Below are 16245 nucleotides of genomic sequence, written 5' to 3'. Positions count from 1 at the left end.
AACGGCATCACTCTTCAGCTATTGTCTATCCCAGGAGGATAAAAACCGATGAAAAGATGGAAAACGCTGGTGGCGGCAATCACGTCACTGCTCTCCTCCGCCTGCAGTACAACGCCGCCGGAGAATGTCGAGGTGGTGAAAAACTTCGATATACACCGCTATCTCGGCACCTGGTACGAAATTGCCCGTCTCAACCACCGCTTCGAACGCGGGCTGGATCGCGTGACGGCGACCTATCATCCGCGCGAGGACGGCGGTATTACCGTGACCAATCGCGGCTTTAATGCGCTGCAGCAGCGCTGGAAAGAGAGTATGGGGAAAGGATACCTGATTGGCGATCCCGAGACGGCATCGCTGAAAGTCTCTTTCTTTGGGCCATTCTACGGTAGCTATAATGTGATTGCGCTGGACGATGCCTATCGCTATGCCATGATTTGCGGGCCCAGCCGCAATTATCTATGGATCTTATCCCGCACGCCGACGCTGGACGACACGGTGATACAACAGCTGCTGACGACCGCCAGACGCTATGGTTTTGACACGGAACAGCTTATTTGGGTTAATCAGTCGGATAACGATGTTGCGGGAACGACACATTGACGTGACACGCACAGCGTGAGAAACGGTGTGGATAACACCGCTGCGAGATAGCAGCGGTATCATGCGGAGAGATTATTTTACGCGGGATACGTATTCGCCGGAGCGAGTATCCACTTTAATCACTTCGCCGATTTGTACGAACAGCGGAACCTTAACCACGGCGCCCGTCGTCAGCGTGGCAGGTTTACCGCCCGTTCCGGCCGTATCGCCTTTCAGGCCCGGATCGGTATCGGTAATTTCCAGTTCAACGAAGTTCGGCGGCGTTACGGCGATCGGAGCACCGTCCCACAGCGTCAGTACGCATTCTGCCTGTTCAACCAGCCATTTGGCGTTGTCGCCAACGGCTTTCACGTCGGCAGCCAGCTGTTCAAACGTTTCATTGTTCATGAAATGCCAGAACTCGCCGTCGTTGTACAGGTAAGTCAGGTTCATATCCATGACGTCCGCCGCTTCAACGGAATCACCGGATTTGAAGGTTTTTTCCAGCACTTTGCCGGAAATCAACTTACGGATTCTGACGCGGTTAAACGCCTGGCCTTTGCCCGGTTTAACAAATTCATTTTCAATGATCGCACACGGCTCACCGTCCTGCATGATTTTAAGACCGGAACGGAATTCATTGGTACTATAAGACGCCATGTTGGTCCTCTTATTACTGGTAACTTAGCCAAAAAATGGCACACATTATAACCCGAAATACGCTGTCTGGAGAAGATTGGTTACAGCAACTCGCCGACGTTATTACCGATCCGGACGAATTACTCCAGTTTCTCTCGCTAAAAGAGCACCCTCAGCTGACAAAAGGGCGTGATGCCCGCAGGCTTTTCCCCCTGCGCGTACCACGCGCATTCGCCGCACGAATGCAGCCGGGCGATCCTCTCGATCCGCTGCTGTTGCAGGTGGTCACCGCGCCGCAGGAATTTATTGAGACGCCCGGATTCAGCCACGATCCATTGGAAGAGCAAGACAGCGTCGTTCCCGGCCTGCTGCACAAATACCGTAATCGTGCGCTGCTGCTGGTCAAAGGCGGATGCGCCGTCAACTGCCGTTATTGCTTCCGTCGCCACTTTCCGTATCAGGACAATCAGGGGAATAAACCCAACTGGCGGCAGGCGATGGACTATATCCGCCAGCATCCTGAACTGGATGAGCTCATTTTTTCCGGCGGCGATCCGCTGATGGCGAAAGATCACGAGCTGGACTGGCTTATCGCCGAATTGGAAAGCATTCCCCATCTTCAACGCCTGCGCATCCATAGCCGACTACCGGTAGTGATCCCGGCAAGGATCACGGACGCGCTGTGCCAGCGCCTGAAGCAATCCAGACTGTGTGTGGTGCTCGTCACGCATATTAATCACGCGAATGAAATCGGCACTGACGTAGCACAAAGTATGGCGAGATTACGCTTTGCGGGGGTGACGCTGCTAAATCAGAGCGTACTGCTACGCGGTATAAACGATGATGCCACGACGCTCGCGGCGCTAAGCAACGCGCTGTTCGACGCGGGGATCCTGCCGTATTACCTGCATGTCCTGGACAAAGTACAGGGAGCCGCGCATTTTCTGGTGCCGGATAATGAGGCAAGAGACATTGTAAAAACGCTGATGACGTTGGTATCAGGGTATCTGGTGCCCCGTCTGGCGCGGGAGATAGGCGGTGAAGCCAGCAAGACGCCACTGGATCTCGGTATGCGGCAAAGCCAGGACGACGTCGCCGGATAAAACAGTCGCTGGATAAAACAAAGGCCGACGAAAACGCTCGTCGGCCCTTTTCATTACATCGCGAGCGTTAACGACATTTATACACGTCACCCTGTATCTTGCTATCCAACGGAGCGAAGCTGGATAGGAACGTCTCACTCGGCGACGTCGCGCCAAAAATAACATTCCCACCCATCTCAGCGGCCTTATTACGCAGATCGTTAGCCGCGCCCCGCATCGAGCTGCCTGCATCACCGTTGCCGGACAACCAGTTGGATTGAGTACCGGCCACAGCGCCGAGCCGCTGACATTCCACGCCCGGCAAGCTATCCGTAAAACGCACCGCCTGCCCAGCCGGGCTAAGCGAATGAGTCGAGCTACATCCGGCCGCCAGCAAAACGCCTGCTGCTGCCATAAGAATACGAATCCGCATGTTCCCTCCGAGATGATTAAGATCGCGGTCTGACGGTCATTGTTTCGGAAGCAGTTACCACGATGTCACGACAACGAGCGTGTCGACCTTCTTCCCACAATCGGGAGAAATTCAGAAAGACCGGGCCCGCCCATCTATCGCTTTCTGCTCGCACAACCAGTGCAACAGGCCGCGCGAGCAGCATGGATGATTATGCCTGACGCCACTTTTTGAAGTTGTTGATCAGGCCGTTGGTGGAGCTGTCGTGACTGCTCACCGCAGCATCATCCAGCAGTTCCGGCAGGATGCGGTTGGCCAGCTGTTTACCCAATTCAACCCCCCATTGGTCGAACGTAAAGATGTTCAGGATCGCGCCTTGCGTGAAGATCTTGTGCTCGTACAGCGCAATCAGTGCACCCAGACTATACGGCGTGATTTCACGCAGCAGGATAGAGTTGGTCGGGCGGTTACCCTCAAACACTTTAAACGGCGCGACGTGTTCCACATCCTGCGGTTTTTTATCGGCGGCGGCGAATTCTGCGTCGACAGTTTCACGGGATTTCCCAAAGGCCAGCGCTTCTGTCTGTGCGAAGAAGTTGGACAGTAATTTGCTGTGATGGTCGCTCAGCGGGTTATGGCTGACGGCGGGCGCAATGAAATCGCAAGGCACCAGTTTAGTTCCCTGATGAATCAGCTGATAAAACGCGTGCTGGCCGTTGGTTCCCGGTTCACCCCAGATGATCGGGCCCGTCTGGTATTCTACCGGCGTGCCGTTGCGGTCAACGTACTTACCGTTGGACTCCATGTTGCCCTGCTGGAAGTAGGCGGCAAAACGGTGCATATACTGGTCGTATGGCAGAATCGCTTCTGTTTCCGCGCCGAAGAAATTGTTGTACCAGATGCCGATAAGCGCCAGCAATACCGGCAGGTTCTGTTCGATAGGCGTTGACGCGAAGTGCTTGTCCATCGCGTGAGCGCCGCTTAACAGCTGTTCGAAGTTGTCGTAGCCGATGGACAGTACGATAGACATACCGATGGCGGACCACAGAGAGTAACGTCCCCCCACCCAGTCCCAGAACTCAAACATGTTATCGGTATCAATCCCGAACTCGCCCACGGCCTTGCCATTGGTGGACAGCGCGGCAAAGTGCTTGGCGACAAACTTCTCGTCACCCGCCGCTTCCAGAAACCAGTCACGCGCGCTGTGGGCGTTAGTCATGGTTTCCTGGGTAGTGAACGTTTTAGACGCGACGAGGAACAAAGTGGTTTCCGGGTTCAGCGTTTTCAGCGTTTCCGCGATGTGCGTACCGTCAACGTTGGAGACAAAGTGCATGTTGAGGTGATTTTTATAAGGCTTGAGCGCTTCCGTCACCATGAATGGACCCAGGTCAGAACCGCCAATACCAATGTTCACCACGTCGGTGATGGTTTTACCGGTATACCCTTTCCAGTCGCCGCCGATAACGCGTCCGCTGAACTGCTTCATTTTCTGTAGCACGGCATTCACTTCCGGCATCACGTCTTTGCCATCGACCACGATCGGCGTATTGCTGCGGTTACGCAAGGCAACGTGCAGGACCGCGCGGTCTTCAGTACGGTTAATCTTTTCACCGGAGAACATGGACGAAATTGCGCCAGCCAAATCGGTCTCGCGCGCCAAAGCCTGCAATTTTCCCAGCGTCTCATCCGTGACACGGTTTTTTGAATAGTCCACCAGCATCAGATCGTCAAAGGTCGCGGAAAACCGCTCGAAGCGGGCATCATCCTGGGCAAACAGATCGCTGATTTTAACGTCCTTCATCACAGCAAAATGCTGCTGCAGAGCTTGCCAGGCGGCCGTCTGCGTTGGATTGATATTTTTCATAACGGTACTCTTTGTCTAAGTAAGAATGAATGGTCAGTAATCAAGAGATTGTATCCCTTAACGACTGGCTTGAGATCCCTTTTCTTGCGAAATGCCCCGCAGGGAACCCCGCGAGTCATTGACAGCCGTCGCGTAACCCGTTATTTGTAATGGCCTACTTGCGATGCCATTAGGTTCGCAAGCCAGAAGAGGTGCGTCGCCCAGGTAAGGTGTCGGAGGAGCCGTTTTCCGAAGAAGATACCCGAGGGGGAGCGTCGCCGAGGTGAGATCAATGCCGGCATTGATGTCATCGACCACAGGGGCTGAATCCCTTGGGTTGTCACCGGCTTATCCTGCTCGGCAGGATGTTCAGCAAGGTGGAGCGCTTCTGGGTGTATCGTAGCTTTTTTCTACGTCTGCTCCCTGCTTATCGCTCTTCCCTTGTGCACAGGCTTAACGATGGACGGCTCACCCCTAGCGATGCTGTCTCCTGACACGAGGTTTTAGAAATGTCTGCTCAACAACAAAACGCGTTGATTATTGCTAAATTCGGCGGCACCAGCGTCGCCGATTTCGACGCGATGAACCATAGCGCCGACGTGGTGCTATCCAATCCGCAGGTCCGCGTCGTGGTGCTGTCGGCTTCCGCCGGCGTCACCAATTTACTGGTCGCGCTGGCGGAAGGCGTGCCGTTAGAAGAACGCGAACTATACCTGACTAAAATCCGCCAGATTCAATACGCCATCGTTGATCGCCTGACTCAGCCGGAAGTCATCCGTGAAGAGATCAACCGAATGCTGGACAACATCACCCGGTTATCGGAAGCGGCAGCGTTAGCCACCTCCACCGCACTGACCGACGAACTGGTGAGCCACGGCGAGCTGATGTCCTCGCTGCTATTCGTCGAAATTTTACGGGAACGCAGTGTCGTGGCGGAATGGTTCGACGTGCGTAAAATCATGCGCACCAACGATCGCTTCGGACGCGCCGAGCCTGACTGCGAAGCGCTGGGAGAATTGACCCGTGAGCAATTGTTGCCTCGTCTGGAAGATAGCCTCGTCATCACTCAAGGCTTTATCGGTAGCGAGGCCAAAGGACGCACGACCACGTTGGGACGAGGCGGCAGCGACTATACGGCCGCACTGCTGGGCGAAGCCCTCAACGTCAGCCGGATTGATATCTGGACGGACGTTCCCGGCATTTATACAACCGACCCGCGCGTGGTGCCCACCGCCAAACGTATCGATCAGATTACGTTTGAGGAAGCCGCGGAAATGGCGACCTTTGGCGCTAAAGTGCTGCATCCCGCCACGCTTCTGCCCGCTGTACGCCGCGATATACCGGTCTTTGTCGGTTCCAGCAAAAATCCTGCCGCGGGGGGGACGCTGGTCTGCAACAAAACCAAGCATCCCCCGCTGTTTCGCGCTCTGGCTCTGCGTCGCAAGCAGACCCTGCTGACGCTGCATAGCCTGAACATGCTGCATGCGCGTGGTTTTCTCGCGGAAGTTTTCAGCATATTGGCGCGTCACAATATTTCCGTAGATCTGATTACCACGTCCGAAGTGAACGTCGCGCTCACGCTCGATACGACAGGGTCAACGTCTACCGGCGACGGCTTACTGTCCAGCGCCATGCTGACGGAGCTGTCTTCGCTGTGTCGGGTCGAAGTGGAAGAAGATATGTCGTTGGTCGCCCTGATCGGCAATAAACTTTCTCAGGCTTGCGGCGTGGGCAAAGAGGTATTTGGCGTACTGGAACCCTTTAATATTCGCCTGATCTGTTATGGCGCCAGTAGCCATAATCTGTGCTTCCTGGTGCCGTCCAGCGCGGCCGAACAGGTCGTGCAAACTCTGCATTACAATCTATTCGAATAACCCCTTCCTCGCGCCCGATGGCCGGTTATTGCATTCCGGCCATCGTCTATTTTCCTTCATTGCCGTTTCGTCAATGAAGCCTCTAAAATAAATACTTTAAAAACGCCTTACGTCAATAAGTGGCATATTTTCACTTTCCCAGCGATTCATTAGCGTTATTCTTAGTTCACTCCCTAACCGATATTAGGGCTACACGCGCGCAATATCTTCAGACCTTTGTAAGGAAAACGGATGAAGACCAAAACGTCTTATGGCCTGAATTGGCTTCCTTTAGTAGTCATCGTCATTATTGCAACTTTCTTCTGGCACCTCACTCCGCCCACCGGCTTGACTCCCGCAGCCTGGCATTCAGCCGTTATTTTCGTCGCAACGATTGTCTGTATCGTGGCAAATGTATTGCCGATTGGGGCGATTGGTATCATCAGCATTACGCTATTCGCCTTAACCTATGCGGCGGGCGACAAAACGCCTAGCGCATCCATCCAGACGGCGCTGAGCGATCTCAACAGTTCGTTGATTTGGCTGATCGTCGTTGCTTTCATGATTGCCAGGGGATTTATCAAAACCGGATTGGGGCGGCGTATTGCGCTCCAAATGATCCGTCTACTGGGCAAACGCACGCTGGGCCTGGCTTACGGGCTGGCCTTTGCCGACCTGGTTCTGTCCCCGGCGATGCCGAGCAACACGGCCCGCTGCGGCGGCGTTATCTATCCCATCGCCGACTCGCTGGCACGCAGCTTCGACTCCAAACCGGATGATGCTTCCCGCAGTAAGATCGGTACTTTCCTGGTCACCTGTATCGGTAACGTCAACGATATCACCGCAGCGATGTTTATGACGGCTTACACCGGCAACCTGTTGGCGATAAAACTGGCGGCCAACGCCGGCGTCACGATCACCTGGGGCAGTTGGTTCGTCGCAGCGGTAGTGCCCTGCCTAATCTCTCTGCTAATTATTCCGCTGTGCGTATACTGGTTGGTAAAACCAGAAATTCGTCATACGCCTGATGCCCCTAAGCTCGCCGTCGCCGAACTGAAAAAGATGGGAAGCATGAGCCGCGGGGAGTGGCTGATGGCTGCCACCGTATTGATTCTGCTGGTACTGTGGATTTTCGGCGACAAACTGGGCGTAGATGCGACAACCGCCTCCTTTGTCGGCCTCTCTTTCTTGCTGCTGACTGGCGTATTGAGCTGGGATGATATCAAAAGCGAGAAAGGCGCCTGGGATACGCTGATTTGGTTTGCGGCGCTGTTAATGATGGCGAACCAGCTCAAGAATCTGGGCTTCACGACTTGGTTTGGCGATCTCATCGGCAACAGCATCGGCCATATGATGCAGGGAACCAGTTGGGTATTGGTACTTCTGCTACTCAATGCTGCCTACTTCTATACCCACTACTTCTTTGCCAGTGGCAATGCGCAAATTGCAGCCCTTTACGCCGTATTCCTAGGCGTGGGCATTAACCTAAATATCCCCGCAGTACCGATGGCGCTGATGCTGGCGTTTACCAGCAGCCTGTATTGTTCTCTCACCCAGTACACCCATGCCCGTGGTCCCATTCTGTTCGGCGCAGGATATGTGCCCACCGGGGTCTGGTGGCGCACAGGATTCATTATCAGTCTGATAAACCAGGCGATATTTATGTCTGCCGGCTTGATGTGGTGGAAGGTGATCGGGTTGTATTAATAACAGACGATGTTAAATTTTGACAGGGGTCTCGCGCCCCTGTTTTTATTTCAGCGGAGCTTTTGTTGACCCCATTCTTCCTCACATCGTTTTCAGCAAAACCTATTATCTAACCATTAGTCCAGAGCCTTTCATCTGCCTGCTATATAACAGCATTTTTTCTTCTTCTGGTATTTAAACCTATCAGGCAGGTAGTGTTGCGTAATAAATAATGAGGTCTCTTATCCATACAAAACGCTTAAGCATGTGATTCATGCCGTTGAGAACGCTACAGGGACAATATTTTGGGGCATAAAAGCTGAAATAAATCATCATAAAAATAAGGGGTATTCAGTAGAAAGAATAATGTCAACATAAAGGCACCCGCGGGAGCCTAAATAAAGGCTATCAATCCAATGTAGGATTCATATTACGCAAATCGAAAGGCGTGATCTGATAGACATAATAGTTTAGCCAGTTTGAAAATAAGAGATGCCCGTGACTGCGCCAGCTCGCTTTAGGCGCTCTTTCAGGGTTGTTATCTGGGAAGTAGTTCACAGGAATGACGGTATCCAACCCTGCTTCGATATCGCGAAAATATTCACTGCCCAGCGTCAGCGCATCGTATTCCGGATGACCAGTGACAAACGCCAGACGTTTATCTTTACTCGCGACCAGATAAGCGCCGACTTCATCTGAACCCGCCAAAATATCCAGGTCGGTGTGTCCGCGAATGACGTCAAGTGGAAAATCTGCATAGCGTGAATGAGGTGCCAGGAACGTTTCATCAAAACCGCGCGTCATCAACGCATGTGGCTGAAAGGTATGATGCTCATAAACGCCAGATAGCTTAACGTCACGCGTCAGTTTTGGGATGCCATAAAGGACGTTCAATGCGGCCTGTACGGCCCAGCACACAAATAATGTTGAAGTTACATGCTCTTTAGCCCAACTCACAACCCGTGAAATTTGCGGCCAGTAAACCACATCACAGAAATCGACTAATCCTAATGGGGCTCCAGTCACAATCAGCCCATCAAAGTTTTCATTTTCAATATCTTCAAAGTTGCAGTAGAAATTGTTGAGATGCTCGATCGGCGTGTTCTTGGACTCGCGGCTATCAATTCTTAACAGTTGAATATCGATCTGCAGTGGAGAATTCGATAGCAACCGTAGAAACTGATTCTCAGTCTCGATTTTTTTGGGCATCAGGTTAAGAACCAATACTTTAAGCGGACGAATTTCCTGAGTTTTCGCACGAGACGATGTCATCACAAACACGTTTTCTTTGCGCAAAAAGTTCACTGCGGGCAATTCATCGGGGACCCGGATTGGCATAACCTTATAACCTCACTACATACGTTTATACGCTTAGACTTCCAGACAGCCAAAGATAGCGATTTTCCCGATTGATGTCGATAGTGAACGGGCGCAGTTGAAAATCTTTCACTCAAAAGAGGATGAGCACATGCCTTTTAGGAATAGTGAATCTCCCGGTTTACCTGCCGGATAATGATCGCCTCCCTCGCGGGCTCTTCACACTACTCCCCATGGAATATCACGGGTTATCACAGGATGGGCGTGTCGCCGTTTGTCGCGTCGCTCAGAGCGATAGGATAAATACAGGGTCAGGCTCAGCGAAAGCGCAGAAAGCCAAGGAGAGAAAAAGAGTCGGGAGTTTCACGCTGACGCGAAATCATGGGCGACCGTGCTCTCAGGTGCAACAGCCTCAGCATTTTAGGGGGGACATAGTCTGGTCTGGCGTGGGCCGCAGGCTCTGAGTGATTTGCCGGCCGTTTTCACCGCCCCAACGCAAAAACCCCCAGCTCTCGCTGAGGGTCTCTACTTAAATTAATGCCTGGCAGTTCCCTACTCTCGCATGGGGAGACCCCACACTACCATCGGCGCTACGGCGTTTCACTGCTGAGTTCGGCATGGGGTCAGGTGGGACCACCGCGCTATCGCCGCCAGGCAAATTCTGTTTCATTCCAATCGTTACACACGCTCTCCGTGCAACCACCAGAACCAATCTGCAAACAAGCTGAACTTCTTCTCGTCTCTCTAAAACACCTTCGGTGTTGTAAGGTTAAGCCTCTCGGGTCATTAGTACTGGTTAGCTCAACGTATCGCTACGCTTACACACCCAGCCTATCTACGTCGTCGTCTTCAACGGCCCTTCAGGGGACTCGAAGTCCCAGGGAAGACTCATCTCGGGGCAAGTTTCCCGCTTAGATGCTTTCAGCGGTTATCTCTTCCGCACTTAGCTACCGGGCAATGCAATTGGCATCACAACCCGAACACCAGTGGTGCGTTCACTCCGGTCCTCTCGTACTAGGAGCAACCCCCCTCAATCTTCCAACGCCCACGGCAGATAGGGACCGAACTGTCTCACGACGTTCTAAACCCAGCTCGCGTACCACTTTAAACGGCGAACAGCCGTACCCTTGGGACCTACTTCAGCCCCAGGATGTGATGAGCCGACATCGAGGTGCCAAACACCGCCGTCGATATGAACTCTTGGGCGGTATCAGCCTGTTATCCCCGGAGTACCTTTTATCCGTTGAGCGATGGCCCTTCCATTCAGAACCACCGGATCACTAAGACCTGCTTTCGCACCTGCTCGAGCCGTCACTCTCGCAGTCAAGCTAGCTTATGCCTTTGCACTAACCTCCTGATGTCCGACCAGGATTAGCTAACCTTCGTGCTCCTCCGTTACTCTTTGGGAGGAGACCGCCCCAGTCAAACTACCCACCAGACACTGTCCGCAACCCCGTTCAGGGGCCCACGTTAGAACATCAAACATTAAAGGGTGGTATTTCAAGGTCGGCTCCATGCAGACTGGCGTCCACACTTCAAAGCCTCCCACCTATCCTACACATCAAGGCTCAAGGTTCAGTGTCAAGCTATAGTAAAGGTTCACGGGGTCTTTCCGTCTTGCCGCGGGTACACTGCATCTTCACAGCGAGTTCAATTTCACTGAGTCTCGGGTGGAGACAGCCTGGCCATCATTACGCCATTCGTGCAGGTCGGAACTTACCCGACAAGGAATTTCGCTACCTTAGGACCGTTATAGTTACGGCCGCCGTTTACCGGGGCTTCGATCAAGAGCTTCGCCTTGCGGCTGACCCCATCAATTAACCTTCCGGCACCGGGCAGGCGTCACACCGTATACGTCCACTTTCGTGTTTGCACAGTGCTGTGTTTTTATTAAACAGTTGCAGCCAGCTGGTATCTGCGACTGGTATCAGCTCCGGGAGCCAGTCCCTTCACCAACGCCAGCGTGCCTTCTCCCGAAGTTACGGCACCATTTTGCCTAGTTCCTTCACCCGAGTTCTCTCAAGCGCCTGGGTATTCTCTACCTGACCACCTGTGTCGGTTTGGGGTACGATTTCGTGTTACCTGGAGCTTAGAGGCTTTTCCTGGAAGCTTGGCATCGGTTACTTCATCACCGTAGTGACTCGTCGTCACGCCTCAGTGTTAACGGTGTTCCGGATTTACCAAAAACACCCACCTACACGCTTAAACCGGGACAACCGTCGCCCGGATAACCCAGCCTTCTCCGTCCCCCCTTCGCAGTAACACCAAGTACAGGAATATTAACCTGTTTCCCATCGACTACGCCTTTCGGCCTCGCCTTAGGGGTCGACTCACCCTGCCCCGATTAACGTTGGACAGGAACCCTTGGTCTTCCGGCGTGCGGGTTTTTCACCCGCATTATCGTTACTTATGTCAGCATTCGCACTTCTGATACCTCCAGCAGCCCTCACAGGCCACCTTCGCAGGCTTACAGAACGCTCCCCTACCCAACAACGCCTAAGCGTCGCTGCCGCAGCTTCGGTGCATGGTTTAGCCCCGTTACATCTTCCGCGCAGGCCGACTCGACCAGTGAGCTATTACGCTTTCTTTAAATGATGGCTGCTTCTAAGCCAACATCCTGGCTGTCTGGGCCTTCCCACATCGTTTCCCACTTAACCATGACTTTGGGACCTTAGCTGGCGGTCTGGGTTGTTTCCCTCTTCACGACGGACGTTAGCACCCGCCGTGTGTCTCCCGTGATAACATTCTTCGGTATTCGCAGTTTGCATCGAGTTGGTAAGCCGGGATGGCCCCCTAGTCGAAACAGTGCTCTACCCCCGAAGATGACTTCACGAGGCGCTACCTAAATAGCTTTCGGGGAGAACCAGCTATCTCCCGGTTTGATTGGCCTTTCACCCCCAGCCACAAGTCATCCGCTAATTTTTCAACATTAGTCGGTTCGGTCCTCCAGTTAGTGTTACCCAACCTTCAACCTGCCCATGGCTAGATCACCGGGTTTCGGGTCTATACCCTGCAACTTAACGCCCAGTTAAGACTCGGTTTCCCTGCGGCTCCCCTATGCGGTTAACCTTGCTACAGAATATAAGTCGCTGACCCATTATACAAAAGGTACGCAGTCACACCCCGAAGGATGCTCCCACTGCTTGTACGTACACGGTTTCAGGTTCTATTTCACTCCCCTCGCCGGGGTTCTTTTCGCCTTTCCCTCACGGTACTGGTTCACTATCGGTCAGTCAGGAGTATTTAGCCTTGGAGGATGGTCCCCCCATATTCAGACAGGATAACACGTGTCCCGCCCTACTCGTCGAACTCACAGCTCATGCCTCTTCGTGTACGGGACTATCACCCTCTGTCGTGCGACTTTCCAGACGCTTCCACTAAGACTCAAACTGATTCAGGTTCTGGGCTCCTCCCCGTTCGCTCGCCGCTACTGGGGGAATCTCGGTTGATTTCTTTTCCTCGGGGTACTGAGATGTTTCAGTTCCCCCGGTTCGCCTCATGCCACTATGTATTCATGACATGATAGTGCAACGGATTGCACTGGGTTTCCCCATTCGGGTATCGTCGGGTATAACGGTTCATATCACCTTGCCGACGCTTTTCGCAGATTAGCACGCCCTTCATCGCCTCTGACTGCCTAGGCATCCACCGTGTACGCTTAGTCACTTAACCTCACAACCCGAAGGTGTCTCGTAAGACACCCTTCACGCTGCGATTATTTGAGAGACTCTGACGCAACCAAATCACCGCTCAATACTGCACGCAGAGAGATGTTCAGCCGCATCGTTTCAAATTTCAGCTTGTTCCAGATTGTTAAAGAGCAAAATACTTCACAGCATACTGTCGCCAATACGCTCTGAAGTCTTTGTATGGTGGAGCTATGCGGGATCGAACCGCAGACCTCCTGCGTGCAAAGCAGGCGCTCTCCCAGCTGAGCTATAGCCCCAAACGTCACTTACAGTTACCTTTAGATACCACTCATGGAAGAGTTAATTTTTTCTTAGGCAAGGCGTGCGAGGGCGGCGTTTACTCTTGTAAACAAGCCTGAGCATAACGCAGCATAAGAGAAAATTTGGTAGGCCTGAGTGGACTTGAACCACCGACCTCACCCTTATCAGGGGTGCGCTCTAACCACCTGAGCTACAAGCCTATAAAGGTATTTCTGCTCGTTCTTCTTCATCAGACAATCTGTGTGAGCACTTCACTAGCACTTCACTTCGGTAAGGAGGTGATCCAACCGCAGGTTCCCCTACGGTTACCTTGTTACGACTTCACCCCAGTCATGAATCACAAAGTGGTAAGCGCCCTCCCGAAGGTTAAGCTACCTACTTCTTTTGCAACCCACTCCCATGGTGTGACGGGCGGTGTGTACAAGGCCCGGGAACGTATTCACCGTAGCATTCTGATCTACGATTACTAGCGATTCCGACTTCATGGAGTCGAGTTGCAGACTCCAATCCGGACTACGACGCACTTTATGAGGTCCGCTTACTCTCGCAAGTTCGCTTCTCTTTGTATGCGCCATTGTAGCACGTGTGTAGCCCTACTCGTAAGGGCCATGATGACTTGACGTCATCCCCACCTTCCTCCGGTTTATCACCGGCAGTCTCCTTTGAGTTCCCACCATTACGTGCTGGCAACAAAGGATAAGGGTTGCGCTCGTTGCGGGACTTAACCCAACATTTCACAACACGAGCTGACGACAGCCATGCAGCACCTGTCTCAGAGCTCCCGAAGGCACCAAGGCATCTCTGCCAAGTTCTCTGGATGTCAAGAGTAGGTAAGGTTCTTCGCGTTGCATCGAATTAAACCACATGCTCCACCGCTTGTGCGGGCCCCCGTCAATTCATTTGAGTTTTAACCTTGCGGCCGTACTCCCCAGGCGGTCGACTTAACGCGTTAGCTCCGGAAGCCACAGTTCAAGACCGCAACCTCCAAGTCGACATCGTTTACAGCGTGGACTACCAGGGTATCTAATCCTGTTTGCTCCCCACGCTTTCGCACCTGAGCGTCAGTCTTTGTCCAGGGGGCCGCCTTCGCCACCGGTATTCCTCCAGATCTCTACGCATTTCACCGCTACACCTGGAATTCTACCCCCCTCTACAAGACTCTAGCCTGCCAGTTTCAAATGCAGTTCCCAAGTTAAGCTCGGGGATTTCACATCTGACTTAACAAACCGCCTGCGTGCGCTTTACGCCCAGTCATTCCGATTAACGCTTGCACCCTCCGTATTACCGCGGCTGCTGGCACGGAGTTAGCCGGTGCTTCTTCTGCGGGTAACGTCAATCAGCGAACGTATTAAGTTCACTGCCTTCCTCCCCGCTGAAAGTACTTTACAACCCGAAGGCCTTCTTCATACACGCGGCATGGCTGCATCAGGGTTTCCCCCATTGTGCAATATTCCCCACTGCTGCCTCCCGTAGGAGTCTGGACCGTGTCTCAGTTCCAGTGTGGCTGGTCATCCTCTCAGACCAGCTAGAGATCGTCGCCTAGGTGGGCTCTTACCCCGCCTACTAGCTAATCCCATCTGGGTTCATCCGATGGTGTGAGGCCCTGAGGTCCCCCACTTTGGTCTTGCGACGTTATGCGGTATTAGCTACCGTTTCCAGTAGTTATCCCCCTCCATCGGGCAGATCCCCAGACATTACTCACCCGTCCGCCGCTCGCCGGCAAGGGAGCAAGCTCCCTTCCGCTGCCGCTCGACTTGCATGTGTTAGGCCTGCCGCCAGCGTTCAATCTGAGCCATGATCAAACTCTTCAATTAAAAGCTTGATTTGCTAACTTAATAGCGATGCTCAAAGAATTTTACTGTTGATTCGTAATGAATTAACTGTTGTTCACTCTTCAAGACTTTTTCGTATCTTTTGCGATAGTGTCTTGTGAGTGCCCACACAGATTGTCTGATTATATTGTTAAAGAGCGTTTCGTTTCCGCCTAAGCGGCTAACGTGAGGCCGCGTATATTACGCTTACCTCGTTCAGAGTCAACGACTTTCTTCGTCTTTCTCCGACTGTCACCGCGCCGCGTTGTCCGCTTCGCCGTGTCAGTGGGAGCGCATTATAGGGATCTCTCCGGGTTGCACAACCCTCTATTGAGATCTTTTTTATCGTTAGCTGTTTTTTTCAGCTATCCGTTAAGATCTTACGCATCTGCGGCTATTTTCTGACTTAAGTTCAGGTTATTAAAAGATCTACTCGGCAAAATACCTGTCATCTATGAGGTAAACAGTTATGACGAACAGTCTTCGTCCCTTCAAAAACCTCGCACCTACGGTCGGTGAGAGAGTAATGATCGATCCCTCCAGCGTCGTGATCGGCGATGTCTTTCTGGCGGACGACGTCAGTATATGGCCACTCGTCGCCATCCGTGGGGACGTCAACACGATCCTTATTGGCGCTCGAACCAATATTCAGGACGGCAGCGTTTTACATGTCACTCATCGATCCACCCACAACAAAAGCGGCAATCCATTGTTAATTGGGGAAGACGTCACCGTCGGCCATAAAGTCGTGCTGCATGGTTGTACGATCGGAAATCGAGTTCTGGTGGGAATGGGATCCATTATCCTTGATCGCGCTGTGATCGAGGATGACGTCATGATCGGCGCGGGTAGTTTAGTAGCTCCGGACAAGCGGCTGGAAAGCGGTTATCTTTATTTAGGGAGTCCGGACAGAAAGGTACGACTGCTAACTGCAGAGGAAATAGGTGGGCTACTTTATTCCGCCAGCAACTATGTGCGTTGGAAAGAGGAGTACCTCGACGCCTAGAGCACAAATCGGCCGTCGGCATCCTCGACTTCATTGACGATCAGGCTCTCAAACTCCTCTTCAAAAT

The 16245-nt window shown here is 52.7% G+C and carries 9 protein-coding genes, 2 tRNA genes, 3 rRNA genes and 1 riboswitch; of the genes, 5 read left to right on the top strand and 9 right to left on the bottom strand.

All coding sequences use genetic code 11. From position 1 onward, the window contains the following. Window positions 1-48: 48 nt before the first annotated feature. Window positions 49-600, top strand: coding sequence for an outer membrane lipoprotein Blc (gene blc, locus I6N93_RS01730; protein ID WP_085687917.1), 552 nt, complete (start codon window positions 49-51; stop codon window positions 598-600). 72 nt (window positions 601-672) lie between these two features. On the opposite strand, the gene efp is transcribed toward blc, so the two are convergent. Then, window positions 673-1239 (bottom strand): elongation factor P, encoded by a 567-nt coding sequence (efp, locus tag I6N93_RS01725; protein WP_085653351.1) that lies wholly within the window; start codon window positions 1237-1239, stop codon window positions 673-675. 35 nt (window positions 1240-1274) lie between these two features. On the opposite strand from efp, the gene epmB reads away from it, so the two are divergent. Beyond that, window positions 1275-2321, top strand: coding sequence for an EF-P beta-lysylation protein EpmB (gene epmB / locus I6N93_RS01720; protein WP_085687915.1), 1047 nt, complete (start codon window positions 1275-1277; stop codon window positions 2319-2321). Window positions 2322-2388: 67 nt separating this feature from the next. Here the strand turns inward: epmB and I6N93_RS01715 are convergent, their stop codons facing one another. Together I6N93_RS01715 and pgi are read right to left on the bottom strand one after the other, a co-directional pair. Then, window positions 2389-2733: a DUF4156 domain-containing protein gene (locus I6N93_RS01715; RefSeq protein ID WP_085687913.1), complete on the bottom strand. Its 345-nt coding sequence runs from the start codon at window positions 2731-2733 to the stop codon at window positions 2389-2391. Between the two features lie 190 nt (window positions 2734-2923). Next, window positions 2924-4576 (bottom strand): glucose-6-phosphate isomerase, encoded by a 1653-nt coding sequence (pgi, locus tag I6N93_RS01710; RefSeq protein ID WP_085687911.1) that lies wholly within the window; start codon window positions 4574-4576, stop codon window positions 2924-2926. A gap of 178 nt (window positions 4577-4754) precedes the next feature. After that, window positions 4755-4951, top strand: a riboswitch (Lysine riboswitch). 113 nt (window positions 4952-5064) lie between these two features. Here pgi and lysC point away from each other — a divergent pair. Continuing rightward, window positions 5065-6429: a lysine-sensitive aspartokinase 3 gene (lysC, locus tag I6N93_RS01705; protein WP_085687909.1), complete on the top strand. Its 1365-nt coding sequence runs from the start codon at window positions 5065-5067 to the stop codon at window positions 6427-6429. 231 nt (window positions 6430-6660) lie between these two features. Beyond that, window positions 6661-8115: a DASS family sodium-coupled anion symporter gene (locus I6N93_RS01700; RefSeq protein ID WP_085687907.1), complete on the top strand. Its 1455-nt coding sequence runs from the start codon at window positions 6661-6663 to the stop codon at window positions 8113-8115. A gap of 387 nt (window positions 8116-8502) precedes the next feature. Here I6N93_RS01700 and metA read toward each other — a convergent pair whose 3' ends face one another. From metA to I6N93_RS01670, 6 genes are all read right to left on the bottom strand, one after another. Continuing rightward, window positions 8503-9432, bottom strand: coding sequence for a homoserine O-acetyltransferase MetA (gene metA / locus I6N93_RS01695; protein WP_085687905.1), 930 nt, complete (start codon window positions 9430-9432; stop codon window positions 8503-8505). Between the two features lie 518 nt (window positions 9433-9950). Next, window positions 9951-10066 (bottom strand): 5S ribosomal RNA (rrf, locus tag I6N93_RS01690). A 110-nt stretch (window positions 10067-10176) separates the two neighbouring features. After that, window positions 10177-13083, bottom strand: a 23S ribosomal RNA gene (locus tag I6N93_RS01685). A gap of 198 nt (window positions 13084-13281) precedes the next feature. Further along, window positions 13282-13357: transfer RNA gene (locus tag I6N93_RS01680), tRNA-Ala, on the bottom strand. Window positions 13358-13484: 127 nt separating this feature from the next. Next, window positions 13485-13561, bottom strand: a tRNA-Ile gene (locus tag I6N93_RS01675). Window positions 13562-13632: 71 nt separating this feature from the next. Continuing rightward, window positions 13633-15175: ribosomal RNA gene (locus tag I6N93_RS01670) — 16S ribosomal RNA — on the bottom strand. Together the 16S, 23S and 5S rRNA genes with 2 tRNA genes alongside form the textbook arrangement of a ribosomal RNA operon. A 466-nt stretch (window positions 15176-15641) precedes the next feature. On the opposite strand from I6N93_RS01670, the gene I6N93_RS01665 reads away from it, so the two are divergent. Next, the gene (locus tag I6N93_RS01665) at window positions 15642-16178 is read left to right on the top strand and encodes a gamma carbonic anhydrase family protein (RefSeq protein ID WP_085690188.1); all 537 of its coding nucleotides are present in this window, start codon (window positions 15642-15644) and stop codon (window positions 16176-16178) included. The last annotated feature ends 67 nt before the right edge of the window (window positions 16179-16245 follow it).

The organism is Lonsdalea populi, from assembly GCF_015999465.1.
GTDB lineage: Bacteria > Pseudomonadota > Gammaproteobacteria > Enterobacterales > Enterobacteriaceae > Lonsdalea > Lonsdalea populi.
The sequence above is the reverse complement of the archived record's forward strand: the minus strand, read 5'-3'. Positions and strand labels throughout refer to the sequence as shown.

Bases quoted from the DNA above. Each gene is read 5' to 3' on its own strand.
- blc (WP_085687917.1), top strand. From the start codon at position 49: ATGAAAAGATGGAAAACGCTGGTGGCGGCAATCACGTCACTGCTCTCC.
- efp (WP_085653351.1), bottom strand. From the start codon at position 1,239: ATGGCGTCTTATAGTACCAATGAATTCCGTTCCGGTCTTAAAATCATG.
- epmB (WP_085687915.1), top strand. From the start codon at position 1,275: ATGGCACACATTATAACCCGAAATACGCTGTCTGGAGAAGATTGGTTA.
- I6N93_RS01715 (WP_085687913.1), bottom strand. From the start codon at position 2,733: ATGCGGATTCGTATTCTTATGGCAGCAGCAGGCGTTTTGCTGGCGGCC.
- pgi (WP_085687911.1), bottom strand. From the start codon at position 4,576: ATGAAAAATATCAATCCAACGCAGACGGCCGCCTGGCAAGCTCTGCAG.
- lysC (WP_085687909.1), top strand. From the start codon at position 5,065: ATGTCTGCTCAACAACAAAACGCGTTGATTATTGCTAAATTCGGCGGC.
- I6N93_RS01700 (WP_085687907.1), top strand. From the start codon at position 6,661: ATGAAGACCAAAACGTCTTATGGCCTGAATTGGCTTCCTTTAGTAGTC.
- metA (WP_085687905.1), bottom strand. From the start codon at position 9,432: ATGCCAATCCGGGTCCCCGATGAATTGCCCGCAGTGAACTTTTTGCGC.
- I6N93_RS01665 (WP_085690188.1), top strand. From the start codon at position 15,642: ATGACGAACAGTCTTCGTCCCTTCAAAAACCTCGCACCTACGGTCGGT.